Annotated in this window: 22 protein-coding genes; 13 read left to right on the top strand and 9 right to left on the bottom strand. The window is 39.3% G+C overall.

Annotated elements, in window-relative coordinates; all coding sequences use genetic code 11:
* A complete protein-coding gene (locus tag B9N78_RS17725) occupies positions 1-264 on the bottom strand; it encodes a hypothetical protein (protein WP_085104785.1) in 264 nt (87 codons plus the stop codon).
* Positions 261-722: a hypothetical protein gene (locus B9N78_RS17720; RefSeq protein ID WP_245805592.1), complete on the bottom strand. Its 462-nt coding sequence runs from the start codon at positions 720-722 to the stop codon at positions 261-263. Before B9N78_RS17720 ends, B9N78_RS17725 begins: the two co-directional genes overlap by 4 nt.
* Positions 723-930: 208 nt before the next feature.
* On the opposite strand from B9N78_RS17720, the gene B9N78_RS17715 reads away from it, so the two are divergent.
* The 12 genes from B9N78_RS17715 (at position 931) to B9N78_RS17670 (ending at position 10,748) form a co-directional block, all read left to right on the top strand.
* The gene (locus B9N78_RS17715) at positions 931-1,434 is read left to right on the top strand and encodes a helix-turn-helix domain-containing protein (RefSeq protein WP_170921466.1); all 504 of its coding nucleotides are present in this window, start codon (positions 931-933) and stop codon (positions 1,432-1,434) included.
* A gap of 134 nt (positions 1,435-1,568) precedes the next feature.
* Positions 1,569-2,375, top strand: a complete 807-nt coding sequence (locus tag B9N78_RS17710; protein WP_085104781.1) for a hypothetical protein — start codon at positions 1,569-1,571, stop codon at positions 2,373-2,375.
* Positions 2,376-2,800: 425 nt separating this feature from the next.
* Entirely contained in the window at positions 2,801-4,438 is a 1,638-nt protein-coding gene (locus tag B9N78_RS17705; protein WP_085104779.1) for a hypothetical protein, read from the top strand.
* The gene (locus B9N78_RS17700; RefSeq protein WP_085104777.1) at positions 4,435-5,121 is read left to right on the top strand and encodes a S26 family signal peptidase; all 687 of its coding nucleotides are present in this window, start codon (positions 4,435-4,437) and stop codon (positions 5,119-5,121) included. Before B9N78_RS17705 ends, B9N78_RS17700 begins: the two co-directional genes overlap by 4 nt.
* 30 nt (positions 5,122-5,151) lie before the next feature.
* Positions 5,152-5,367 carry a hypothetical protein gene (locus B9N78_RS17695; RefSeq protein WP_085104775.1) on the top strand — a complete coding sequence of 72 codons (216 nt, stop codon included), beginning with the start codon at positions 5,152-5,154 and terminating at the stop codon, positions 5,365-5,367.
* Between the two features lie 4 nt (positions 5,368-5,371).
* Positions 5,372-6,349: an ArdC family protein gene (locus B9N78_RS18415; RefSeq protein WP_245805591.1), complete on the top strand. Its 978-nt coding sequence runs from the start codon at positions 5,372-5,374 to the stop codon at positions 6,347-6,349.
* Complete coding sequence (locus B9N78_RS18410; RefSeq protein ID WP_245805590.1) at positions 6,264-7,112, top strand: toprim domain-containing protein; 849 nt, start codon at positions 6,264-6,266, stop codon at positions 7,110-7,112. Before B9N78_RS18415 ends, B9N78_RS18410 begins: the two co-directional genes overlap by 86 nt.
* Before the next feature lie 50 nt (positions 7,113-7,162).
* Positions 7,163-7,339: a hypothetical protein gene (locus tag B9N78_RS18045; protein WP_212637036.1), complete on the top strand. Its 177-nt coding sequence runs from the start codon at positions 7,163-7,165 to the stop codon at positions 7,337-7,339.
* A 27-nt stretch (positions 7,340-7,366) separates the two neighbouring features.
* Positions 7,367-8,218 (top strand): type III-B CRISPR module RAMP protein Cmr4, encoded by an 852-nt coding sequence (cmr4, locus tag B9N78_RS17685; protein ID WP_085104773.1) that lies wholly within the window; start codon positions 7,367-7,369, stop codon positions 8,216-8,218.
* Positions 8,211-8,522: a hypothetical protein gene (locus tag B9N78_RS17680; RefSeq protein WP_085104771.1), complete on the top strand. Its 312-nt coding sequence runs from the start codon at positions 8,211-8,213 to the stop codon at positions 8,520-8,522. The genes cmr4 and B9N78_RS17680 overlap by 8 nt, the downstream gene beginning before the upstream one ends.
* Positions 8,523-8,684: 162 nt before the next feature.
* Positions 8,685-9,509: a tyrosine-type recombinase/integrase gene (locus B9N78_RS17675; RefSeq protein ID WP_245805589.1), complete on the top strand. Its 825-nt coding sequence runs from the start codon at positions 8,685-8,687 to the stop codon at positions 9,507-9,509.
* A 129-nt stretch (positions 9,510-9,638) separates the two neighbouring features.
* On the top strand, positions 9,639-10,748 hold the full coding sequence (locus B9N78_RS17670; RefSeq protein WP_085104770.1) for a D-alanine--D-alanine ligase family protein: 1,110 nt from the start codon (positions 9,639-9,641) through the stop codon (positions 10,746-10,748).
* On the opposite strand, the gene B9N78_RS17665 is transcribed toward B9N78_RS17670, so the two are convergent.
* Complete coding sequence (locus B9N78_RS17665) at positions 10,717-13,221, bottom strand: ATP-binding protein (protein ID WP_085104768.1); 2,505 nt, start codon at positions 13,219-13,221, stop codon at positions 10,717-10,719. The genes B9N78_RS17670 and B9N78_RS17665 overlap by 32 nt on opposite strands.
* Before the next feature lie 174 nt (positions 13,222-13,395).
* Between B9N78_RS17665 and B9N78_RS17660 the strand changes: the two genes are divergently transcribed.
* Positions 13,396-14,301, top strand: coding sequence for a toprim domain-containing protein (locus B9N78_RS17660; protein ID WP_085104766.1), 906 nt, complete (start codon positions 13,396-13,398; stop codon positions 14,299-14,301).
* Positions 14,302-14,442: 141 nt separating this feature from the next.
* On the opposite strand, the gene B9N78_RS17655 is transcribed toward B9N78_RS17660, so the two are convergent.
* From B9N78_RS17655 to B9N78_RS17625, 6 genes are all read right to left on the bottom strand, one after another.
* Entirely contained in the window at positions 14,443-17,433 is a 2,991-nt protein-coding gene (locus B9N78_RS17655; RefSeq protein WP_085104764.1) for a glycosyltransferase family A protein, read from the bottom strand.
* Positions 17,434-17,449: 16 nt separating this feature from the next.
* Positions 17,450-18,331 (bottom strand): radical SAM protein, encoded by an 882-nt coding sequence (locus tag B9N78_RS17650; RefSeq protein ID WP_085104762.1) that lies wholly within the window; start codon positions 18,329-18,331, stop codon positions 17,450-17,452.
* The gene (locus B9N78_RS17645) at positions 18,321-19,178 is read right to left on the bottom strand and encodes a glycosyltransferase family 2 protein (RefSeq protein ID WP_085104760.1); all 858 of its coding nucleotides are present in this window, start codon (positions 19,176-19,178) and stop codon (positions 18,321-18,323) included. The genes B9N78_RS17650 and B9N78_RS17645 overlap by 11 nt, the downstream gene beginning before the upstream one ends.
* A gap of 216 nt (positions 19,179-19,394) precedes the next feature.
* A complete protein-coding gene (gene traI / locus B9N78_RS18405) occupies positions 19,395-21,026 on the bottom strand; it encodes a TraI/MobA(P) family conjugative relaxase (RefSeq protein ID WP_245805588.1) in 1,632 nt (543 codons plus the stop codon).
* Entirely contained in the window at positions 21,023-21,340 is a 318-nt protein-coding gene (locus tag B9N78_RS17630; RefSeq protein WP_085104758.1) for a plasmid mobilization protein, read from the bottom strand. Before B9N78_RS17630 ends, traI begins: the two co-directional genes overlap by 4 nt.
* Complete coding sequence (locus B9N78_RS17625; RefSeq protein WP_085104756.1) at positions 21,315-22,142, bottom strand: Rha family transcriptional regulator; 828 nt, start codon at positions 22,140-22,142, stop codon at positions 21,315-21,317. The genes B9N78_RS17630 and B9N78_RS17625 overlap by 26 nt, the downstream gene beginning before the upstream one ends.
* Positions 22,143-22,808: the final 666 nt, after the last annotated feature.

Raw genomic sequence — 22,808 nt, 5'->3', positions numbered from 1 at the left:
TTATGATGTTTGTTCAGTCTTCATTTCTTCAGGTAAACTCAAAATATTTTCAGGGCATCCAAGATCTCTTAACGCCCCTAAAACCTTTTTATTATTAGCTCCGCCGTGGATTGTTCGGCTCACAACAGAATGGCCTTTGATTCCAGCCTTAATAGCAATGTCTGCTTGTCGTATTCCGTGAAAATCCATCCACTCTTTAATCGGCCAAGGATTGCGATCTCGTCCGGCCCCTACACTGGCGAAGGGGTTCGCAACTGCATTCATAAATCTGCCTCCAATTGCTTTTTCTTTTTCTGTGCTTTCTTAGTAGCGAGAACGACGGCGCCGTAATCCCTAAGTTTTTTATCTTTTTCGGTCATAATTTCCACGCCGAATGCTCGTAATAGCGGCCCTAATGGGCTTAAGTCTTCAGTTGCCATGCAGAAGGCTACAAAAGCGTTAAGGCTTGGTGGGTGTTCCCGATCTTCCGGGGCAAGCCACTTTGCAAGTGTATCCGTCTTGACGCTCTTGGCGTTCCCACGGCTCAACTTAACCCCGGAGGATCGAGAAATGTCGGTCATACGATCAGCAATTAGATCGCGGGATAGGTCGTGGTTTTCGGCGGTTCTGTTCATAGCAGAGCGGATCATGGGCATCAGACTGGCTAAAGTAGCGGCCATTTTCTGATATTCCATTTCCTGATTCTCTTCATGAAAAAGTGTAAACTGCTGCACTTTTTTCACCGTCTTTCCTGCTCCTTTTTACCGTCCAAACTGTATCGTTGACCGTTCACATTAGGGGGTGCTAATCTAGTGTTGTGTGTGACTGAATTATGTGCCGCCCATGAGTTCTTTTTAACCCCAAAATTGCGTTAAAGTTTAATTTTGTGATATTCTGTATTAATTACATTATTATCAATAGGTTATATAATTGCTCTGGGTGTTAATGTTTATGTTAAACTTAACACTAGAAACTTTAACTCTTATGAGTATTGGCGATAGAATTAAGAAAGTGAGGGGTAAAATCTCTCAAAAAGAGTTTTCTAGCACGATTGGTGTTGCTCAGAATACTTTGGGCAATTACGAAAGAAGTGAGAGGACTCCTAATGCAGATGTAATCGTCACAATAGCCAAAGAATTCAACGTTTCCTTTGATTGGTTGCTTCTGGGAGAAGGACCAATGTTCTATGATTCAAGGCATGAAGATTACTTGAAAAGTAAAACATCTCATCAGGTAGTAATTGAAGACGGACAAACCTTTTTTGACGGTTGCATTCAATGTGAACAACTCGAAGAAGAGTTGAAAGCAGAGCGAGCTTTAATACGTACTTTGTATGAGGAAAACCGAGAGCTGCTTAAAGAAAACGGAAATTTGCGGGTAGAACTGGAACGAATGAAGGCAAGAGCCACTCCAGACGAAGATAAGCCCAATGAAGCCCATCGAAATGTTGGATAAATAAAAAGATAACGGGCAAAGGTAAACTTTTACATTTGCCCGTTTAATTATAGCTATTACAATAGACTATGCAATACTCATGTGTGTGATTGGAATTTAATTTTTAGAATAAGCAATGCCTTTTGGAGGAATATATGGATGAAAAATTTTTATTAAGTCCCACTTTTTATCTTGCATGCATCGGTGCAGGGGCTTGGATTCCTCAGGGAATAAGATTATATCAGGAGTATTTAGCAAAGCCGCAATTAACATTGCGTGCTAAAAAAATAACAGTTGGGCATTGTCTTTATGGGCCAACTATAAAAATAAATACTGCATTGTTGAGTGAAAAAAACCCTACTACAATTGTAAATGTGAAAGCTATTGTAAAACATGAAAACAAACAAGAATCTATATTTGAATGGTCGACGATTTCTAATGGGGTTGAAGATAGTACTACTCACAGTTTAGGAGGAGTAACTGTAAAAAGGTCTTCTTCAGAGGCTTTAATGTTACATTTACCCTTGAATTTTACACAGGTTCAATCATTAGAATTTTTGGGCGAAGATATTCTTAAAAAAAGTGAAGAAACCATACAGCCTTTCTTTGATAAATTTGCAAGAGCTCAAAGGAATAACAGTAAATTTATTGAAGACTTTGATATAAATATTAAGAATATGCCTGAATGGTCTAATTTAGAGGATCTTGTGTCGGATATGTTTATTTGGAATGTTGGAAAGTATGAGCTGGATTTGCATATTACAGCTTTGGGTCGTAAAATAAAATATTCTCCACTAAAATATACATTCGAAATTACTAAAAGTAATGAAGAGGACTTAAAAACAAATAATATGGTGTCCTTAGATACAGTTAAAGAAAATTTGAAATTAACACTTAACCCTTCATATTTAGGGCAGTATAAAAACTTTTATTGGTCAACCCTAGCCTTAAAAGAAGATTAATCATTTGCCCTAATTTTTTTTCTCATTTTGAATGTCCAAAACAAAGGGCATTTAGTCAATTTTCTCATTTTGACTAAATGCCCTAAAATTTAATTCGTCTCATCCTAAACCCCGCATTATACCTATATTCGTCCTATATATGTCCTATTGAAACCCCGTCTTTCTTAGTTTCTCATCTTGGCTGTCCACCTACACTTGCCACCACAAAACCTTTACAAATCTTCTATTTATTCTGAATTCATGCACACTCGGACATATGCAACCTATTTCATGTCCGTAGTTATTGATAATTACTATAAAAATTTAGGAAACGAAAAACAACTTATCGGACTTGAGATGGCATTCAGGTAACTCAAGATAGCTAACTATCTCCAATTCGATCTTCTTTAGCTTTTAACTGAATCTTCTTCTTAGGACTCAGAGACATGACTTCAACGGCACAAGAATATTATCCACCAAATGGTTCTGATACCAATTATGATCGGCATCAAAAAGATGCTGATACCGATCACTTGAAAAGGCTTATGCGCCGTGACATTACCACCTTTTATAATACCCTCTCCGGAACCGGCAGGAGGATACTTGCTGCACTTATTAAATCTGCTCCAGCAATGGATGAGCCGTATTCTCTTGTCATATCCAGTCTTCAGCACACAGCAAAATGCAGTAAACTAAGTGTATTGCGGACTATACCCAAAGGTGAAAAAGCTGGACTTTTTAATAGAGAAATCAATCATTCTGGCCGTAGACACGGGTCTGTAATCATTCTTTACAAGGAACGCTGTGAATACTTTATAAGCCTGTTTAAACATGAATACGGGTTACTGACTGATACCAATCATGATTGGTATCAAAGTCCAAATGTTACCAATGCTGATCGGTATCAAACAGACTTTGGTAACAGGCAGAGCCAAAGCTCAATAATTAACACTGCTGCGCAGGCTATGCTGAATTCATCAGATAAAGCTGATGCTTTATTTTCTCGTTTATCCGATCAGGGAAAACGAGTGTTCGGTATCATCTGCTCATGCTCAAAACAAGCTGCACAAAACGAAATAAGTCTTGTAATTCAGTCTATTGCCAGAGAAGCTGCTTGCAGTGAAGTCACAGTTCGCAGGGTGATCAAACACGGCCATGACACTGGAATATACTCTAAAAATATTCACAATCGCGGCCCCCGCTTTGGTATTATTCTGCAACTTAACCATGAACCTTTTGCTCGTATTCAGGAACTCCTGAAAGCATTTCCACCGCAACCTGATACCAATGCTGATCGGTATCAGGCGAGTGTTACCACAGGTGACTGGTATCATGACCGTAATGATACCGATCTTGATACCAAAGGTGATCGGTATCATGTTACCAATGCCGGATCATGTTCAAAACAGCCTGTTATCCCTTGCCTTTCAAGCTTTAACACAAATTCAAAGAACTCATTTGATACCAAAGGTGATCGGTATCAGGATACCCTCTTATTAGATAGACAGATAAAAAATCTATCTAACTCTGAAGAATCTGAAGAGGAACGCTGGGCGCGCCGGTTATTATCAATCAGCACTGATGACTTCCAAATTCTCTGGCCCCGGCTCTACGAAAAAAGATTCGGTCCTGATCAGATCCGCCAGATCGTCGAACACCGGCTTTCATTCGGTGAAACAATCCTCGACATCGAAGAATCTTTGCACGCAGCACGCTGGGAACTAGAAAATGGAACCTTCCCGGAAGCCCGTAAAGGAATCTGCAATTATCTATTCGCAACTCTGAGATCAAAGGGAACATGGCGCAGACCTACCGGGTTTTTAACTCCAAATGAGCAAGCTCTAGCAAATGCAAAGAAGGCCGACAAAACCCGTGCTGAGCTGAAAAACATTGAAAAGCAGAAAATGGAGAAAGCCGAACAGGATCTACAAAATCAAGATTTTGAAAGCTGGCTTAACTCGCTGAGTGATTTTGAGATTGAGTCCATTGACTCAAAGTGCCACCTGAATCTCAACAGTGAAACCGCAAAACGCGGCTGGCGCAAAACTTACTGGACCAAAAACATCCAGAAGGACGCAGCTTGAAAAGTCTCGTCCTGACTCTTTTCTTCTGCCATACCGTGGCAATTATTTTCCTGATTCACAAGGCTGGCTACCGTGTTAATTTCACCGACTCCATGCCCCATGGCATTTACCAGATTGTTCCCGGCAAGCTGGCTAAAGGTGATCCGGTTACTTTCAGCCTTCGTGAAGACAATCCATATTTTCAAATTTCGCTTGATCGCAAATATCTAGGACTAAACACAAACAGTCCTCTCCTAAAAATCCTGATTGGAACCGCAGGCGACAATATAAAAATTTCAAGCACGGGCGTGTCTGTGAACAACATGTTGCTTCCATTGAGCAGACAGAAAGACTCTGCCAGATGTGGAAGAAGACTTCCCGCTCTACTTCATTCTACCATTATCCCCTCTGCAAAAGGGCTAGCGATGTCCACTTACACCGAAAATAGCTTCGACGGTCGTTACTTCGGACTGGTGGACGTGAACCAAAGGCAGAAGGTCATTCCCGTCTTCACCTTTAATCCGGAGGATAAAATTATCATGGAATACTCCTGCCCAAAATGTGGATGCAAATTAGCCTACTTAACACCAACCAGTGAAATAGAATCCCGCTGGATTTGCAACGGCTATCCAGCTTGTGACTATTGGACATCAACACCCGAAGATATGGTTGAAAACGTTACTGATGCCGCTCAAACATTTTAAAAATATAACCATTTAACCAAGGAGTAAGAAATGACCGAACAAACCGAAATCAAAAAACTCCTGAACGAACAGGCGCACCAAATCGACAAAGATTTATCGGAAAATCCAGGTGCGGCTATCGAAATTGATCAGGAATTAGCGGAACATATGGGAGCTTTTGAGGAAAACTCTATTTCCCTTGAAGAAGCCGAAGACGCTTCTTTTGATCCGTTTGACGCTGAAAAAGCCCCTGAACCGGAGGATTAAAACCATGGCAAACTCTAAAACACCATACTATCAAAAATTCGCCGAAGATATCATTGAGAAATTAAAAGAAGGCACTGCACCTTGGCAACGACCGTGGAAACCGGGCGAGTATCAGCCGGCCTTCAACCCTGTTTCCGGAACCGTCTATCGTGGCATTAATCAAGTCATGCTTGGAACAGACGGACTGAACGACCCTAGATTCATGACCTACAAACAAGCGGAATCTCAGGGCTGGCAGGTTAGCAAGGGTTCCAAATCTCGGACTATTGTCTTCTGGCAAATGTCACAGATTAATGTGGTTAAAGATGAGAAAAATAAGCCAGTTCGTGATGAAGAAGGAAAAGTACAGACTGAACAAGTTCAATTGTCAAAACCGATATTGCGCTTTTCCAATGTATTCCACGCCAGCCAGATTGACGGAATACCAGAATGGGAAGGCCGAGAAATATCATGGAATCCGGACGAACGAGCTGAATCCATTATGAAAAAATCCGGTGCGAGCATAACTCATGATCAGCGCAACCGGGCCTTTTATCGGCTATCAACCGATGATATTCACCTCCCGCCGCATTCGGCCTTTGAAAGCTCTGATAAGTATTACAGCACAGCCTTGCACGAACTCGGACACTGGACAGGCCATGAATCAAGGCTGGACCGTGAATTCGGTCCTTTCGGATCAGAAATATATGCCAAGGAAGAGTTACGCGCTGAAATCTCTAGCTGGATGCTCAGCTCAGAGCTTGGGCTGGGCCATGATCCGGATCAGCACCTCAGTTACGTGGAGAACAGGGTTAAAGTCCTTGAAAAAGATCCCTTTGAAATTGTCCTGGCCTGCCAGAGTGCGGATAAAACAAAGAACTATACTCTGGACTTTGACGGAAAACCCAACTCTAAGGATGGAACCTACAAAGGATATCTTGACGGCCACCCTGCCGGTCATCCAGAACCACAAAACCGGTCTCAAAGCGAACTGGAAAGCTGAAGGTCATACTCTTACCGATCAACAAAAAACAGAGTTAAAGGCTCAAGCCGCCCAGACAAGGCTGGAAAGGGAAAAAGCAATTAAGGAACAGTATACAAACGCTGCCGCTCTTTCAAAAGAGAAATGGGATGGAATTATTAAATCGGCAAATAAGCAGCATCCTTACCTCAGCAAAAAAGGAGTTCTGGGATACGGACTCAAAGAGGACAAGTTTGGCAATCTAGTTATTCCCGGCAAAGATACGGAGGGAAATATCCGCACTCTTCAAACGATCTCACCGAGCGGTAAATTCTTTGAAAAGAATGCTCAGAAAGCCGGAACATTCCATATCATTGATCCAGAAAATAAGCTCAAAAATGGTAGTCCAATTCTCATCGCCGAAGGCTATGCCACCGCCGCCAGCGTTCACATGGCAACTGGTTATCCAGTAGCTTCCGCCTTTGATGCCTCAAATCTTGAGCCAGTCGCAAAAGCACTGCATGAGAAGTACCCGCAAAGCAAAATCATGCTCATGGCGGACAATGATTACCATCTTATGGAAAATGTAGGTGTGAAAAAAGCTGAAGCCGCAGCAAAAGGCGTAGACGGGATCGTCTTGATTCCAAAGTTCTCGGAGCAGGAGCGCAGCCAAAAGCTAACTGACTTTAATGATCTGCATAAATCGCGCGGTTTGGATGCGGTAAAGGAACAACTATCCGGAATACTCAAAACAACTAAAAAAAATATCCAGAATAAATCATTAGCTTCGGCAATGGCAATGTAATTTAACAAGCGGGATCTGAGGGGGGCCGCTTAAACATAAGAGAGAATATTATGAAAAAAGATGAACAGAGCAACACACTTGAGAACCCTGCATTGGCAATCAAGGGCGGTCATGAATTAGTCATATGTGAAGATTGCGGAGAAGAACTTGTTTTTTCAATGCAGGATAACTACTATCAATTTACGCTAATACTTTGCACAAAGCTTAGGCCTTTATTTCACAGGTAATCTTAGTCATATAAACAGTAGTAACCAATGTTTACCGAATCAAATATACTCATATACAGATGTGTGACTCCCCTTCACTGCGGAGCAATCGAAGCTGGAGAAGGCATTGACTTTTCAGTCGCCCGCGAACAATTCACCAATTTTCCGATTATCCCGGCCACATCGTTAAAAGGAGTCTGGCGTGACATCTGCCAACGTACTGAAGAATGGAAAGACGAAGTCGCAGCGGCATTCGGCTCGGACTCACAAGAAGTGGGCAAAAATAACTCTGGCCTACTCGGCTTTGTGGATGCCCAGATTCTGTACTTACCAGTCAGATTAAGCGTGCGAACTTTCTTCCTGATAACCTGCCCTCTCCAGATAAGCAGGTTCAATGATGCCAGAGAAAAAAAAGGACTCTCTACCTATGCCATTAAAGAACAATGCGAAAACGATATAATAATCTCAGAAACACTGTGCGACATTTCAAAAATCTACCTTGAAGATATCAAACTGAATGCAAAACATAAAACCCTCACACTGCCCACAGATGGAGTTCCAGCCCATTTAACACCTAGACTGGCTCTAGTATCTGACAATAAATTCGAGTGGTTTGCTTCTAACGCTATGGCAATCCACGCTCATAACAAACTCAGTGTAACAAAAAAATCTGAAAACCTCTGGTACGAAGAATTGGTTCCTGCAGAAAGCATCTTTTTCGGTCAACTGCTGGAAAGCCCTCCATACAAAGCAAAAGAAGGTGATACTGCCGGAAAGTACTCATCTAAATTAATCACAACAGCCCCCCCCTTCTTCCAAATTGGCAGAAACTACTCCACCGGCCACGGACTGATGCAAATAACTGTTGTAACTCAGGACGAAAGCTACAAGGATGATTAGTAAAGAAAATATTTTGGAAAACACCCTCCGCCAGCGCAAGACCAATCTCAATATCGCAAACGAGTCTTATATCAAATTACAAAAAAAAAGACCTCCACCTGGAAAAGATTTAGCTGAACTTCAATTCAAAATTTGGGGGGAATATCCCTGTCTGCATTACTTTTTTAAAACGCAAGAAGGTGACAAAATACGACTGGCATCATTCAGAGATGAGAATACGGGCAAGTATAGTCGTGATCTCGAGATTGATTTTTCAGAGCCTGGAATAGAATTTAATACGTATCTTGCATGTCGAAATAAATAGCAAAGGCCGCCCAGCTTGGATATCAGCCAAAAAAACAACAGCATACTAAGTAACCAATCTTCGACATAACAACTTTAAAAATCAAAATTATTAAACATATACGAATTGTATACTCCTTAATTTTGTCGCATACATTACGCCAAACTAAAGGAGATACTATATATGAGACTAAATTACGCAATAGAAATGTTCTTACAACACTGCCAACTAGAGAGAAACCTTTCTAAGCTAACTATAAAAGCATATGGAAAAGACCTAGATCAATTTATAGATAGATCATCTAAACATCATAGTTGTGTTCAAGACATACATAAAGAATTTCTTAGAGAATTTATTAAATACCTATCATCAAAATATAAACCTAGAAGTATTAAAAGAAAAATTGCAACACTTAAGTCTTTTTTTACTTTCCTTGAGCGTGAAGATATTATTAATACAACTCCATTTAGAAAAATACATTTAAAATTGAATAGGTCAAAAGATTTACCTAAAACAATACGAAAATCATCTCTAAATAGAATCATTAAATATGCATATTTGGAAAAAAATAAATATTTATCTGAAAGTAGAGGATACAGAGAAGCAACACGAGACATAGCAGTGATAGAACTTTTATTCTCAACAGGAATAAGAGTATCTGAACTATGCAACATTACATTTAATGAAATAGATTTAACAAATAATGTGCTTAAGATACATGGAAAAGGAAAAAAAGAAAGAATAATACCACTATGTGAAAAAAAATCATTAGCCATTTTAAAAGAGTATGCTCACCTTTATGAAGAATACTTGCCTTATTCTGCATCATTTTTTCTAAATAGAGACTGTCTGCCCCTTTCAGACCAATCGGTCCGCAGAATAATCAATAAATATTGTACCATTGCAGGAGTGACCGAACATATTACACCGCATATGTTTAGACATTCCATTGCGACCATGCTTCTTGAAAACGGTGTAGACATAAGAAACATACAAACATTACTGTGACATAGTTCACTTGCTGTTACAGAAATATACACTCATGTCAGCCTTTCATCGCAACGCAGTATCCTTACTTTAAAGCATCCAAGAAAAAACATTTGCTAGTAGAGACATATCGATAACTGAGAATTATAGATGGATATTAACGAGCTTCGGTTGTTGGTCGATAAGACAAAAGCGTCTGCTGAAAAAATAAGTGTTTTACTCATTTTTTCACATATCAAAGACTGCTCTGACATCGAATCATTGACGAAAGTTAGTTTTGCTGAACGTTGCTACAACGATTTTCAAATCGATGAATTCAAAAATGCGTTAATTGAGTTCGGATTTCATGTAAAAACATATCGGTCTGAGGCTGAATTTTTGAAAGACACCGTTCTTGGATTAAAAAATCAAAATTTTCGGGAATACAAAATTGCGCTCTATCTTGGACTTGGAGGAATTGGACCTGCAAAAAGAGTAATGATCCCAAGTTATTGCAAGTTTGCTGGAATACCTTGCTGCAATACACCCGCGTCAGGAATGGTGATGAGTTGGCATAGATTCTTTCAAACACAGATACTTAAGGCTGCAGGCATACCACACCCTAACTTATGGGAATATCACTTTGCATCTGGATGGAGGACAAATTCTAACCCCGAAGATGGTACGAAAATAATCGTTAAATCCGCTTATGAATGTTGTTCAGTGGGAGTTACAGAGAACTCCGTAAGATATGTAGATAGTTCACTAGAAAAGTATGTCTATTCAATTTCCAAAGAGATATCTCAGCCAATAGTCGTTCAAGAGTTTATTTCAGGAAAAGAATGCTACCAACCAATCCTAGAGGTTCAAGAATTGCACTTACCAACTCCAATTGAGGTTCGTCCTAACATTAAGAAATTCCCAAAAAGAAACTTTTTACTCCCCACAGACCACGAAACAAGTGATGGAATTCTGTACTCTGCTCCCAACGACTTAAACATTGAAGTAATAAAACGTTTACAAAGAACAGCGCGAAAAATTCATTCCTTACTAGAACTGTCTGTCGTCTCGAGGATTGATTTTCGTATAACCGAAGATGGAACTCCGTATGTTTTTGACATTGCTGAAAATCCTGGCCTGAATAGATTTACTAGTGCTTTTCCAAAATCTTTCATGCTTGAAGGAATTGAGTATACCGACCTTTTAGGGGCGATAATTGGCGCAAACTTGTGGCGTGAAAACATTATGGCTATTCATGAATCCGCCAAAAGAATAAGTTAGGTAGATAAAAACCATACTGTAGGCTTGGCCACCTGCTATCTCCCTGAGGAGGGAAACTAAACAAATATTCGTCCCAGCGAGAGAGTAAATCCTCACATTGATATGGCTCATTCCAAAAGTCAGCTAACATTTCATGCCTGCGAAGATAAAGCTTAACGTCTGTGTAGGGAATTTTTCTGGCAAGTTTAAGCATCTCGCGCCACTCAGCTTTGGCGTCATATTCTGAGTGAAGACTAGCTTTTATCGGACAAAGTGATGATTTAAGCAAGTAGGTTGGGTAGAACTCAACTTTGTCTTTTTGCTTAAGGCGTCGTAATTCCTTTTCAATTTCATGTACTGCTTCAGTCTTCTTATTAGCTAAAGCCAAATACACGCTTAGCGCATTTACAGAAAAGGATAAATCCTCTGAATTACCTAGAGCATGAAGCATTTCTCTCTGTTCGTCTGCTGCCTCCATCGCTGAAATTTCTTTAGCTCGGAATCGTTGAGCAATATAATTGGTATCAGTCAAACTTGATGAACTGTGGATCGTGGCAGAAAATCGAACATAACTATTTCGGGCAAGCTTTGTGTGTTTTGCTGCTTCTGAGTAGTCGCCCAGTTCCGCGTAGCTTGCACCCAAATTTGACTTGCATTTAAAGTACTCAGCAGCATGCTTAGGCCAATCATCCCCCTCGTTAGGTCCAAAAAATTGACTAGCACTTTTGATATGGGTAAGGGCCGTTTTTGTTGAAAAATAAGCATCAGCTCCACCGTCTAAAATCATCATCCAATACAGCCAATATTCGTCTTTTGTTTCATCCCATTTTTGCTGAATATTTCCCGCAAGTTGATTGTGAAATTGCATAATCTTCATCCTGTCTCCAGTAAGGGCAAGGGGATATAACATGCCAAATCTTGCTCGGTTAGCCACGTCATCTTCTTGCAATTCGAGAGCTGTTTCAAGTATCTGCTCTAAATATATAAGCGCAGTTTTACGTTTATCAACTTCTCGTGATTCAACCATCCAACGTGCTTGCAAAGTAGCTAATTCAAGGGCAATGAGTCTTGGGATTTTTGTAGGTGCACTTTCTATTTTTTCAATAGCATACGAAAACTTGCCATTCTTTGCTAATCTTAACGCTTTTTCTACAATTAAAGTAATACCTTCAAGACCATATTGATATATTTCTTTTTTAAATACATTAATTGTTGAACTACTTTTCATTTGTAATTCTTCTTTTAGCCAAGCAGAAAAAAGATACGATTTGCTCAAAGAGGTATCATTGCTCTTTTGAGCGGTAACAAAGCGTAATGCATAATTATGAGGTGCGGTATTTTTTATACACAGTAAATGTTTTTCATATATATCTTGTTTTTGATGGTTGCTCTCAGGCGTAAAATATTTACGGTATACATCATGAGCAAATTTACAAAAGTCATCTTGAAATGAAATAAACCTATTTTCTTTAACTATATCACAGCACTCTTCAAACCTGTCGCAAACTTCTTCGACGATACATCTTAACTCTTTTGTTTTACACTCACCTCCCATTATTGCGATTGTATTCAAGAAATAGAATACAGAATCAGCTTCTTGGCTCATAGTGTCTATTTTATAATCTAATATACATCTGATGATTCGATTATCATTATTCTTTGATTTATTTAAATAGTTTGATTTCTGATCATCGCTTAAGCTTCCAATAAGTTTGATCAATTCAAGATGAGGACCAATAAGGTTATAAAGCTTGATAGCTTGTATATCTGTAAGACTATCCCATCCCGTAAGCTCTAGAAAAACATCCCGAAAATTATCTTTTGTGCAGGGGGCAATGGTATACTCCTGATGAACCCTTAACCTATATATTCTTTCAATAGCTTTCGGGAAAAATGGCGGAGATTGGGTTGGCCTTCGTTGAATCATCAGAAGTCTTAGATTCTTAAACATCGGTGAGACCGTTTCATACTTGCGTGACAACAAAGCCCAAACAAACTCTAAAGAACTCTCATCAAACCATTGAATATCATCAAGAACGAGTAGAACTTTACCCTTTCTTCCTTTGCGAATTAAATTGTAAACGATTGGTTGAATGTCTTCGTTAAGTGAAAACAAGTTGCGTCTTTCAGCAAAACGAAACAACTGGTAAAACCAGCTTGATAGATAATAAATGAAAGCAAATTTATTTAGGACAGAGGCTGGAGGTTTTAGGCTAAAGAATTCATCGATCCCCATCCTGATTGAGGAAGTCATATTTTTAAAGGGATAGTATTTTTCCCTAGATCTAGCAGGATTCCCAGTAAGTACAAAAACTTTTCCATGCTCTTTTTGCCAAATGTCAGCACATATTTTTCCTAATTCACTTTTACCACATCCGCTGAGGCCTTCAAGCAGAACATGTTTCTGACGATCGTTACGCCAAAGCGTCCCCATGATCCTTTTAGGTAAATGAGCATTGCCTGTCAGCGAGAGCACTTTTGAAGGTGAAGCCATCTATAATTCTCAGTTATTTTATAGTTTTAATTTGCATAAAAATCACTTTATAACCATTTTAATGAAAACAATAACTCTTATGTTATCAAAAAAACAACGTCAATAACTTTTAAAAAACTTAGTAAGAAATATTGCAAATACTATTCTTAGAGTTTTGAAGGAAAGCTACCCATCATGGACGGAGCTTTATACCGCGTTCCGGTAATTGACGGAAAACCAAACTTTAAGGATGGAACCTACAAAGGATATCTTGACGGCCACCCTGCCGGATTCATCCAGAACCACAAAACCGGTCTCAAAGCGAACTGGAAAGCTGAAGGTCATACTCTTACCGATCAACAAAAAACAGAGTTAAAGGCTCAAGCCGCCCAGACAAGGCTGGAAAGGGAAAAAGCAATTAAGGAACAGTATACAAACGCTGCCGCTCTTTCAAAAGAGAAATGGGATGGAATTATTAAATCGGCAAATAAGCAGCATCCTTACCTCAGCAAAAAAGGAGTTCCGGGATACGGACTCAAAGAGGACAAGTTTGGCAATCTAGTTATTCCCGGCAAAGATGTGGATGGAAATATCCGCACTCTTCAAACGATCTCACCAAACGGTAAATTCTTTGAAAAAAATGCGCAGAAAGCCGGAACATTCCATGTCATTGATCCAGAAAATAAACTCAAAAATGGTAGCCCGATTCTCATAGCCGAAGGATATGCCACCGCCGCCAGCGTTCACATGGCAACAGCTCATCCCGTAGCTTCCGCCTTTGATGCCTCCAACCTTGAGCCGGTCGCAAAGGCTCTGCATGAGAAGTACCCGCAAAGTAAACTCATGCTCATGGCGGACAATGATTATCATCTTATGGAAAATGTGGGTGTGAAAAAAGCTGAAGCCGCAGCAAAAGGAGTAGACGGAATAGTCTTGATTCCAAAATTCTCAGAACAGGAACGCACCCAAAAGCTAACTGACTTTAATGATCTACATAAATCCAGGGGGTTGGATGAAGTAAAGGAACAACTCTCCGGAATATTCAAAACACCTAAAAAAAATATCCAGAAAAAAGCTTCAACTCCGGCAATGGCAATGTAATTTAACAAGCGGGATCTGAGGGGGGCCGCTTGGAAATGTTATATTTGATAATCCAAATATAAAAATTTTACATTAACATTTGTTTCTCCTGTGAATGTCAGGGTAGCAACTTAACCATGTGTCCACAATCTTGTAGCAGGATCACACACTAAGAGACTTTTTTTTTAGTATAGTTCGAATCGTCAAATCTCTTTCTTCTCGTAAAGCTAATGATGAGGATGTGGAACGTTCATGGAAATAAAGATACTGTGGAATATAGACTGGTTTTTTTGCCAACTCCACTATAGGCACCATAATCGCGTAGTCTTCGCATTCGGACACCCACTCTTTACCATTTTTAAAAGAATCTTGAGGTATAGATTTAAAGAGTTTCCTAGTGAAAGATCGCAAGTGAATCCATACTTCCCCTCCGAAGTGTGAACGTGGGGCATCAAACTCTGGAGAATAAACTTTTAAAGGTTTGTCTGGGCGATACATCGCCCCCAAAATAACATCATGTCCTTGCTGTTGCTTTTCTTGAATTAACAGACTTGTATTCCTATCTATAAGTGCATCGTCTAAGTCTAATATTGCCACCAGAGTATCGTTATTGACACAAATTTGATTTATCGCAAAAATAGTATTTTGAATATGCCCAAGTCGTGCTGTGTTACAAACAAGAGTTGCTCTTTTCAATCGTGAAACTTCTCTACGCAAGTTATTTTGATGCTCTATGGGCGAAGCATCATCGATTAGAATCACTCCAAAATATTGATCCCTCTGCATTAAAAGGCTAGAAATACACCTATTCACTTTGTGTAATGGAGTGTTTCGTCCTCTTAAAAGGAAAACAAGCTTCTCACTTCTCACTGGATATTTCCAATCCTCTATGCTTCCTTTAACGTCCCATTGTCCATATTGTAACGAAGGAACAAAACCTTGTGAGATAAGATCTCGTACTTTCACATAAAAGTTATTGTCGATTTTACAATTGTTATTAGGGTGTACATAAAAGGTTCTGGGAGAACCACCACGAAGACATCTGAAGCCATCTGTTTGTTGGTAGCGTTGGATAGACCGATACCACGACAGCCTTAAATGCCCATTTTCGATATCATTTGGAAAGGGTCTATTTGCTTTCAACCGATCCAAGTCAAACAATCCACAACGGACCTCTGGCACGTAGTCTCCCGGTAAAGCATCATATATTTTATCTTGAGAATCGGGGGAGTGGGGAATATTAAAGCCAATTCCAAAAACGTCGCTCGACTGAAGTGCGTCAATCATTTCAAAAAGATAGTCGTGACAAAAATCACGTCGTCCTACCAAGATATCGACATCACACTGTAATAAATATCGGGATTTGACTTGGTCAAATCCCCAGAGTTGGGGGGTGACAGGAACCTGCATGGAGTTATGCGTTTTGTCACAGGCAAGATTGAACCATCTTTTGTTTACATCTGAAACACTGGTACAATCTTGAGGTGCAATCAAAAAACGGTCAACAATTCCAGCCCGACAGAGTCTTTTTACTTCAGATATAAGCTTGGAGTAGTTACTTTTATCATACGCTCTAAGATAAGGACCAGAAAATGGATCAATTAGTATTATTTTTTCATCAAAATTTGCAGGAATTTCAAGCTGTGAAACGATATGCGAGACTTGATTGTAAATAATATTTGCATCCATAGAGCACACTTTTATCATTAAGGTGACGTCTGTTTCTCTATTTTTATGTAGTAAATTTGTTTTTATTTTGCATTTCTTCCATATCATCTTGATATGATTTTCAATTAATTCTTTGTAAAATTCTTCAAAACCAATTAACTTACTTAAGATTTCAATTTGCCTTTCTTTTGTATAACGTCTTTTTAGTTCCCTTGAAGACAAATTCAATGCTGAAATTGCATACATTCTGGCAGCAACATCTCTAAAGTACGAAACATCCATTTCAGATATAGAAACCCCAATGTCAATGTAGATCAAACTACCATCATAAATCCTTCTAAAATTTGAACGAGATATGTTTGTGCATACAAATTTTTTATTTAAAAATTCTTTTAAAATATAAAGAGACTCTTTGATTGTTATATCAATTACTGGAAATGACTTTTGATATGTGTATATTGCAATCCATTTATTATTTTTTTTTACAAAATTAACATCGGGCAATATTTTTGATTCATGGCATTTATTACTTATGTACTCTACATCCTCATCACTTATGGACCATGGATAAAAATGCTTTTCTACTTGTGTGCCTTGGCGAACAACAACACCTTCACAGCCAAAGCCAAGAATTTCATTAACTTCGTTTTTTAAGGAGATCCACAACTTCGCAGCTTGAAACAATTGTTCCCTATATTGTTTTGCGAGCCCATTTTGCTTACATGCAATCGTCACTGAGCCTTGTAACGTATAATCCGCGTAATACCCGTCATCGACGATGCTCCCATCTTCAGGATGAAAAATCAGTAAGCTGGTAACAAGCCAATGGTCTTCTGCGCTTTTAATCTCAGGATAACGCCATCCAGCGGAAGGGGATACGAGTAAATTGCAAGAGGGAATTTCATTACTTGCTGTCCCCTGAGCCATTTTTTTAAGTAAATTTATCAAGAACGAGGATTTTTTCAAAGAATTGGTTGCAGGATTATTACACGCCAGTAATTTGCCATGTTTAACAAGCCTATTCCCACCTAAAACATACTTTGAATCATTTTTCCTTGCAGCGTCTCGCATTGCAATAAGTGAATTTTTGAAGGAAAGTCTGTCATCTGCATCAAGTCTAGCAACCCATCTAACATTAGAAAATTCAGTTTCTACATAATCTAATATAGCATTTCGAGCACTGGCAGCAGAACCACAGTGAGCACTTACGACGAGCGCATCAATTCTGTTAATTAAATCTGCACAACAATCAAACCAATCGTCAGAGGATGAATCATCCAATATAATTACTGGAAATTGCTCTGTTTGATTCAATATGCTTTGCAAACAGCGTTGAATTGAATCTGCATTATTGTGAACTGTAACTCCTACAATTAAGTCTGCATCATCAAATTTAATTTGTTGCGGACATCGGCGCACGTTAATGTTTCTTGGCGTTAGCCGTTTGCGCATAGTAATAGGCTCTTCGGGATTAAAAAGAGTCATAATAAAAATACCACATTTATTTTTTTGTTTGCCAATCCTGATATAATTTAACCCAGCTTGGAGATATCAATTCTTCGGTTAGTGGAAGCAACAGTTTTGAAGGAATATGGTGACCATCAAGAAATCGTCCGCAAAGAGAGCAAGCCCATTCTAAGATATCTTTCATATCATCATCAAATGTTGGTATTTTATTTCTTCCGCATTGTTTTTTTGCAATTCGATCAATTCCTCCAGAAATTGCACAAGGATAATATCCCATAGGAGTTAAGCCCATTCCGCATAATTTCATGATCTGACAGCCGTTTACATATGAATTGTTTGAATATTGTCCAAAGTCTCGAGGAGCCCAACTAAAAGGTCTAAATTTTAATTTTTCCTGTGGGGTTTTCTTTGAATTTTCAATGTATATATCACTGGGCAGGCTATTGAGTTGTTTCTGTACATAGCTTCCATGTCCATTCGTTACAACTTCGATACTTACATTTCCCCGTCCCATAGAATCTCTATATTTTATAATTTTCTTCACTATGCTTACAAAATGAGGATGTAATGTAGGTTCTCCACCTAAGATGCGAATGCGTTTCCAATGAATATTTTGAATCAATGAATCTGACACAAAATTATCAATCATCGCTAAGCTTATATCAAGATTTTCAGGGGCCTTATTGATAGATCTATTACAATTCAGACATCTCAAATTGCAACGGTAAGTAATGTCAATCTCTATACAATCCCTACTTCTTTTATACTGAGGTCCGAAAACAAATGTCGGATATTTTTTTACACGTAAGGACCGGTATACCTTTTTAACTTTATACCATTGATTTTCAACTTGCTTAAATCTCATTATAAAAGGCTTAGGAGGAAAACCACCGAGAGTTTGTTTTTTATTTATCATAAGTTGTTATTTCCTGTTTTGGTACCCCAAACAACTTTTCAGCTCGAGAAAAGAAATTCCTCTGAATAGTACCGCTCATATCTTCTCTGTAAATTTCCCAAAAGGATCTTAATCCACTTATTTTGTTGCTATTTCGAAATGAGCTTAGTTGATTGCCGTTTGTTGTTAAGTACCATGTAGCTGACCAAGATCCTGTATATGATATTTTGCATTGTGGATGCCGAATAACTCTAATGGCTAAATCTCTATCATTTAAACTAGCCAAACCTTCACGAAAATCACCTACTAGAAATAGTAACTCTACGCTAATAAATGTATTTGACCCCTGCCATCCTGGATTTCCAACCAAAAAGTCACTTTCATTTAGCGAAGTAATAATGTCACGCTCGACAGGAACGCCATCTTTCACAATTCTGAGACCTGAAACAATAACGTTTGAATCATTTTTTTGGGCAGAAGTGAGGTTTAAATACAGATGATTATTATCCCAGCTGTCATCATCATCTAACAATGCGACATACTCAGCATTTATGTTTTCCCTCAAGAAAAGAAGACCAGAATTCCATGCCCCTGCTACACCAACGGCCCTTGTGTTCGTTAAAAAAAACACAGGGATATTTGGGAGCAAATTTTTAATTTTTGCACAGATTTCTGGATCAAACCGTTTCCCATCACACACGATAACTACAGCTTCTGGTTTTACTGATTGGCATTGGATAGATGGTATGGCTCTTTTCAAAAGCTTATCACTTCGCCCTAACGTTGCTACTAGGACACAACACCTAATCCGAGAATTTGACAAAACCTCCCCCCCATTTTGTACAACACAACTCTTCAAGAATGGCATGTTAGCTTCATAATATAACTTTTAAACAAAAATTTAAAATATTGTGGAATTAATTATTGATTATTTTCAATAAAAACACAAACTATAACCATGAGTAATAACTTGATAAGTGAAGTACTCTATAAACAACGGACACCGTGCGATAGTTTAATATCAGATCATGCAAAAGACACTCTCATGAACAATCAAGTGAAGCTCTACCTTTTATATACAACACTACCGCCCAAACTCCTTCGCAACGACTCTCCGCCCCCGACAAATCTCATTACCCGTAACCTTAACATTCGGACCTAACACCCTTTTTGCGAGCCTTGTAGCCACCTGAGCTGCACGGGGGTCGTTCACACTGAAGAAAAGCTTATCTCCATTATCTTTGACCATGCCACCACTTTTCAATGTGTAGAGAACATTGCCAGATGAATCCACACGCCAAGTCATTTTATCCAGAAGGCGTTTATCAGTCTCGGGAGTCCTCTTCTTTTCCTCAGCTTGAAGCTGAAGCATCTTAGCTATGGAAATCAACTTGCGCTTATCCTTCCAAGCTAAACTGGAATCCACACGGAACTGACTTTGTTTCAATTTCCAATTTGGTGCTGAAGGATCTGCTTTTACAAACTCAGCCTGCGGTGTGCTTTCAATAGGTTCCTTCTTGGAACGTAAGACCTGCAAAGCAACTTCATCTCCGTTTTCGGCCTTCCATTTCAAAAAATCATTCCAACGATTAAAAGGAGTTTGTTTTCGAAGTTCTGCCCTTCTTTCAGCAATCTCTGTCTTAATCCCCGCAAGATTTTCAGCTTTTTTGCCGGTAGCTATGGCCAACAACTTACTCCGGTCCTTAAGGGTCAGTTTGCGGTCGTTCTTAATAGCTTTAATCTTGTTACCCCAAAAGTCTGCTGCGCGGTTCCAACGTTCATCCTGTTCGAGCTTGATTTCCTCATAAGCCTTCTTTCTGCCGTCTATGGCCTCACAATACTGAGAATAAAGCTCTCCCCGCTTTTTATGAAGCGGACGCGACACATACCTTTCCTTCTCATCTTTGCTCTGGATAGTTGCAATAGGCTTTTGATATTGACCGAGCTTAGCTTCAAGCTTTCCCTTGGTAAAATTCCGATCCAATCTACTGGCTTTAACGGCAGTGCTGGAATGCCTATCTTTTATGATACAACCATTACCTCTAGCTTTGACCTCAATTCCGATCTGCGCCAAAGATTTATGGAAATTATGCCAGTTCTGCGCGTTATCCAATGACTCAAGAATAAACTCTTTACGCTCCTTCACATAGGAATCAAAAGACTGCTGTCCGGAATGCGCTTCATATGTTTCAGCCCTATCATTATTACGTTTTGGCTCCAGATTTTTTTGCCGGCCATTATCAAACTTCAAACCGAATTTCAGTTCCAACTCACGGTGCAACCGGTCACGTTTGAAATAGTCCCGGTAAGGCTCATGCCTAGTGAGAGTTTCAGGATGAATCATATTGTAAGCAATGTGCATGTGAAGATTGTTAGTATTTTTATGAACTCCACAATGGCGCTGGTGTTCTTCGAATCCTAGAACCTTAGCAAATTCCTTTTCAATTTCCTTACACTTCTCTGGAGTTAATAAAGCCTCATCTTCCGGCCTAAAGGACACAATCAGGTGATAAGTCTTTTCTTTCCTCGTGCGCTGATTCAAATCCTGAGTATCCAAAACTTCCTGAATGGCCAGTTGATAATTCTCTCCTGCCCAGCAGCCATCATTCCAAGAATAAAGAGTCTTCTCCCCTTTGTTCTTGGCATCAGCAATATAATCGGCCAATCGCCGATAATTATCATTCTGAGGTTTACAGGAAATCCTTCGGCTAATCATAAACTCATCACCTTCTCGCACAATTCCTTCTGTCGCTGCCGTAGATCTTTAAGCAACTTCTCAACATCAAGCCGATGTTTGTCATCATCAAGAATCCACATCTTGAGCAGCCCACCCAAACGAGCAAGGTCTGCATTAATTTTTAACAATTCCCGGCGTGCCTGCTGATCCTCACGGCTCTTGATTTCGTGGCCTAAGGTCAGACGTTTTATGAGTTCAGAGGCAGAAAGACTGCATTGTTGGGATTTCGCCTTAATCTCGCAGTATTCCGATTCTGAAACATATGATTTAATAACTCTCTTTTTGGACGGCATTGTACTTCCCGGATTCAGAATTGATACCCTTCCAAAGTAAGTTTACCGCATGAGTAATATATGATTTAGGAAGCTGAACCAAAGAATCGATGTTCATCTGCTGGCAAAGATTGCCCAGTAGTTCAATACGCGAAGATTTACCGCAATGAGCCCAGTAATCAAGCAGCCCGTTAACGGGAGATAGATCCTTTTCTGAACACACATCAACGCCAACAAATCTAGTAGGTACGACTGTTGTGCAAAGGATGACGTAAGACCAGGCACTCTCCAAAGCCAAAACATCCATTTCATAAAAATCAGGAACCCTGACGGCAGCTTCAACCAGCCTTTTGCCGTCCTCCCAACTTATATTTTCAAGATAACACCAGTAACGGACAAAACCTTCTAACGATTTCAAGGCTTCCGGCTTTGCCTTAAAAATTTTAAGTTTCGCCTCCACCTGTGGAATTTTCAATCTAGACTCCATAGAATTAAAGGCATCTAGAAATTTAATTTTCCACTCCATCGCTTTATTCCCGGTGAAGCCCATAGCGAGCAAAGAAAAACCATCACGAGTCATGTTAAAGGCAGGCTCTTTTCGTATGGCTCCATTAGGTCCAGGAACATCGCGGAACGTAGGCTCAAAATTGAGCTCACGATAATCATCTGGGATTTCCAACTCATTAATATCTCGAAGAACTTTCTTGTGCTGCTTTCCAAAAAGTTCAGCCACTACAATAGAAGAAACCATAGGCTGACTATCTTTCAAAACCAATTCAACAACCACTCTTAATTCTCTGTTTTCACTACTCTTTTTATTCATCACTTATACTCCGTGTTAAAATTTTTGATACAGGTCCAATTTATGGACTGTCCTTAATTTCAGCAGAATCTTACGTTGAGCCGCAGGTGAATAAGTCAACCTCAGCCACAGGCTGGGCAGGACGTAAGGTCGTCCACTTTGAAAAAGTGGAGCTACCTTACCTGTCCTGCCTCCGGACTCCGCAAGAGTATAAGCGATTTATAGAGATTTTTGCAATTTATTTAATTATTCTCGTTAGTTCTCGTTAAGACTTGTAGATTCTTGTAAAGTCTCGTTAATTCTTGTTGAGTCTTTAAAAGTCATGAAAAATCTCGCTAGCTCGAGTATTTTTTATTAAAAAAAACAAAGTCAAATAAATATCAGGGAACAGAGTTTAAAGGCTATTCTAAACAAGACATATACAAAAAGGCAAAAGAGGAGTAACTTTGCGGCAATGATGAAGTGAATCAAAAAAGGTAAGAATATCAGCCATAATATATTCTATAAACACACAATTTACAAGTAAATTTTATATGTAATGCATGGAACCATCCCCCGGATTGTCAGTGTGGGTGGGGAGGAGAAGGACATTTAGGACGTAACTATTCAGGGACCTACGATAAAGATTTAACGCATCCCCCTATTTATACCAAGTTTTATGAAGCCTTCATTTATCCAAATTCCAAA

Origin of the sequence: Desulfovibrio gilichinskyi (assembly GCF_900177375.1) — a bacterium.
Taxonomy (GTDB): domain Bacteria; phylum Desulfobacterota; class Desulfovibrionia; order Desulfovibrionales; family Desulfovibrionaceae; genus Maridesulfovibrio; species Maridesulfovibrio gilichinskyi.
This window is presented reverse-complemented; position numbering and strand designations above follow the sequence as displayed.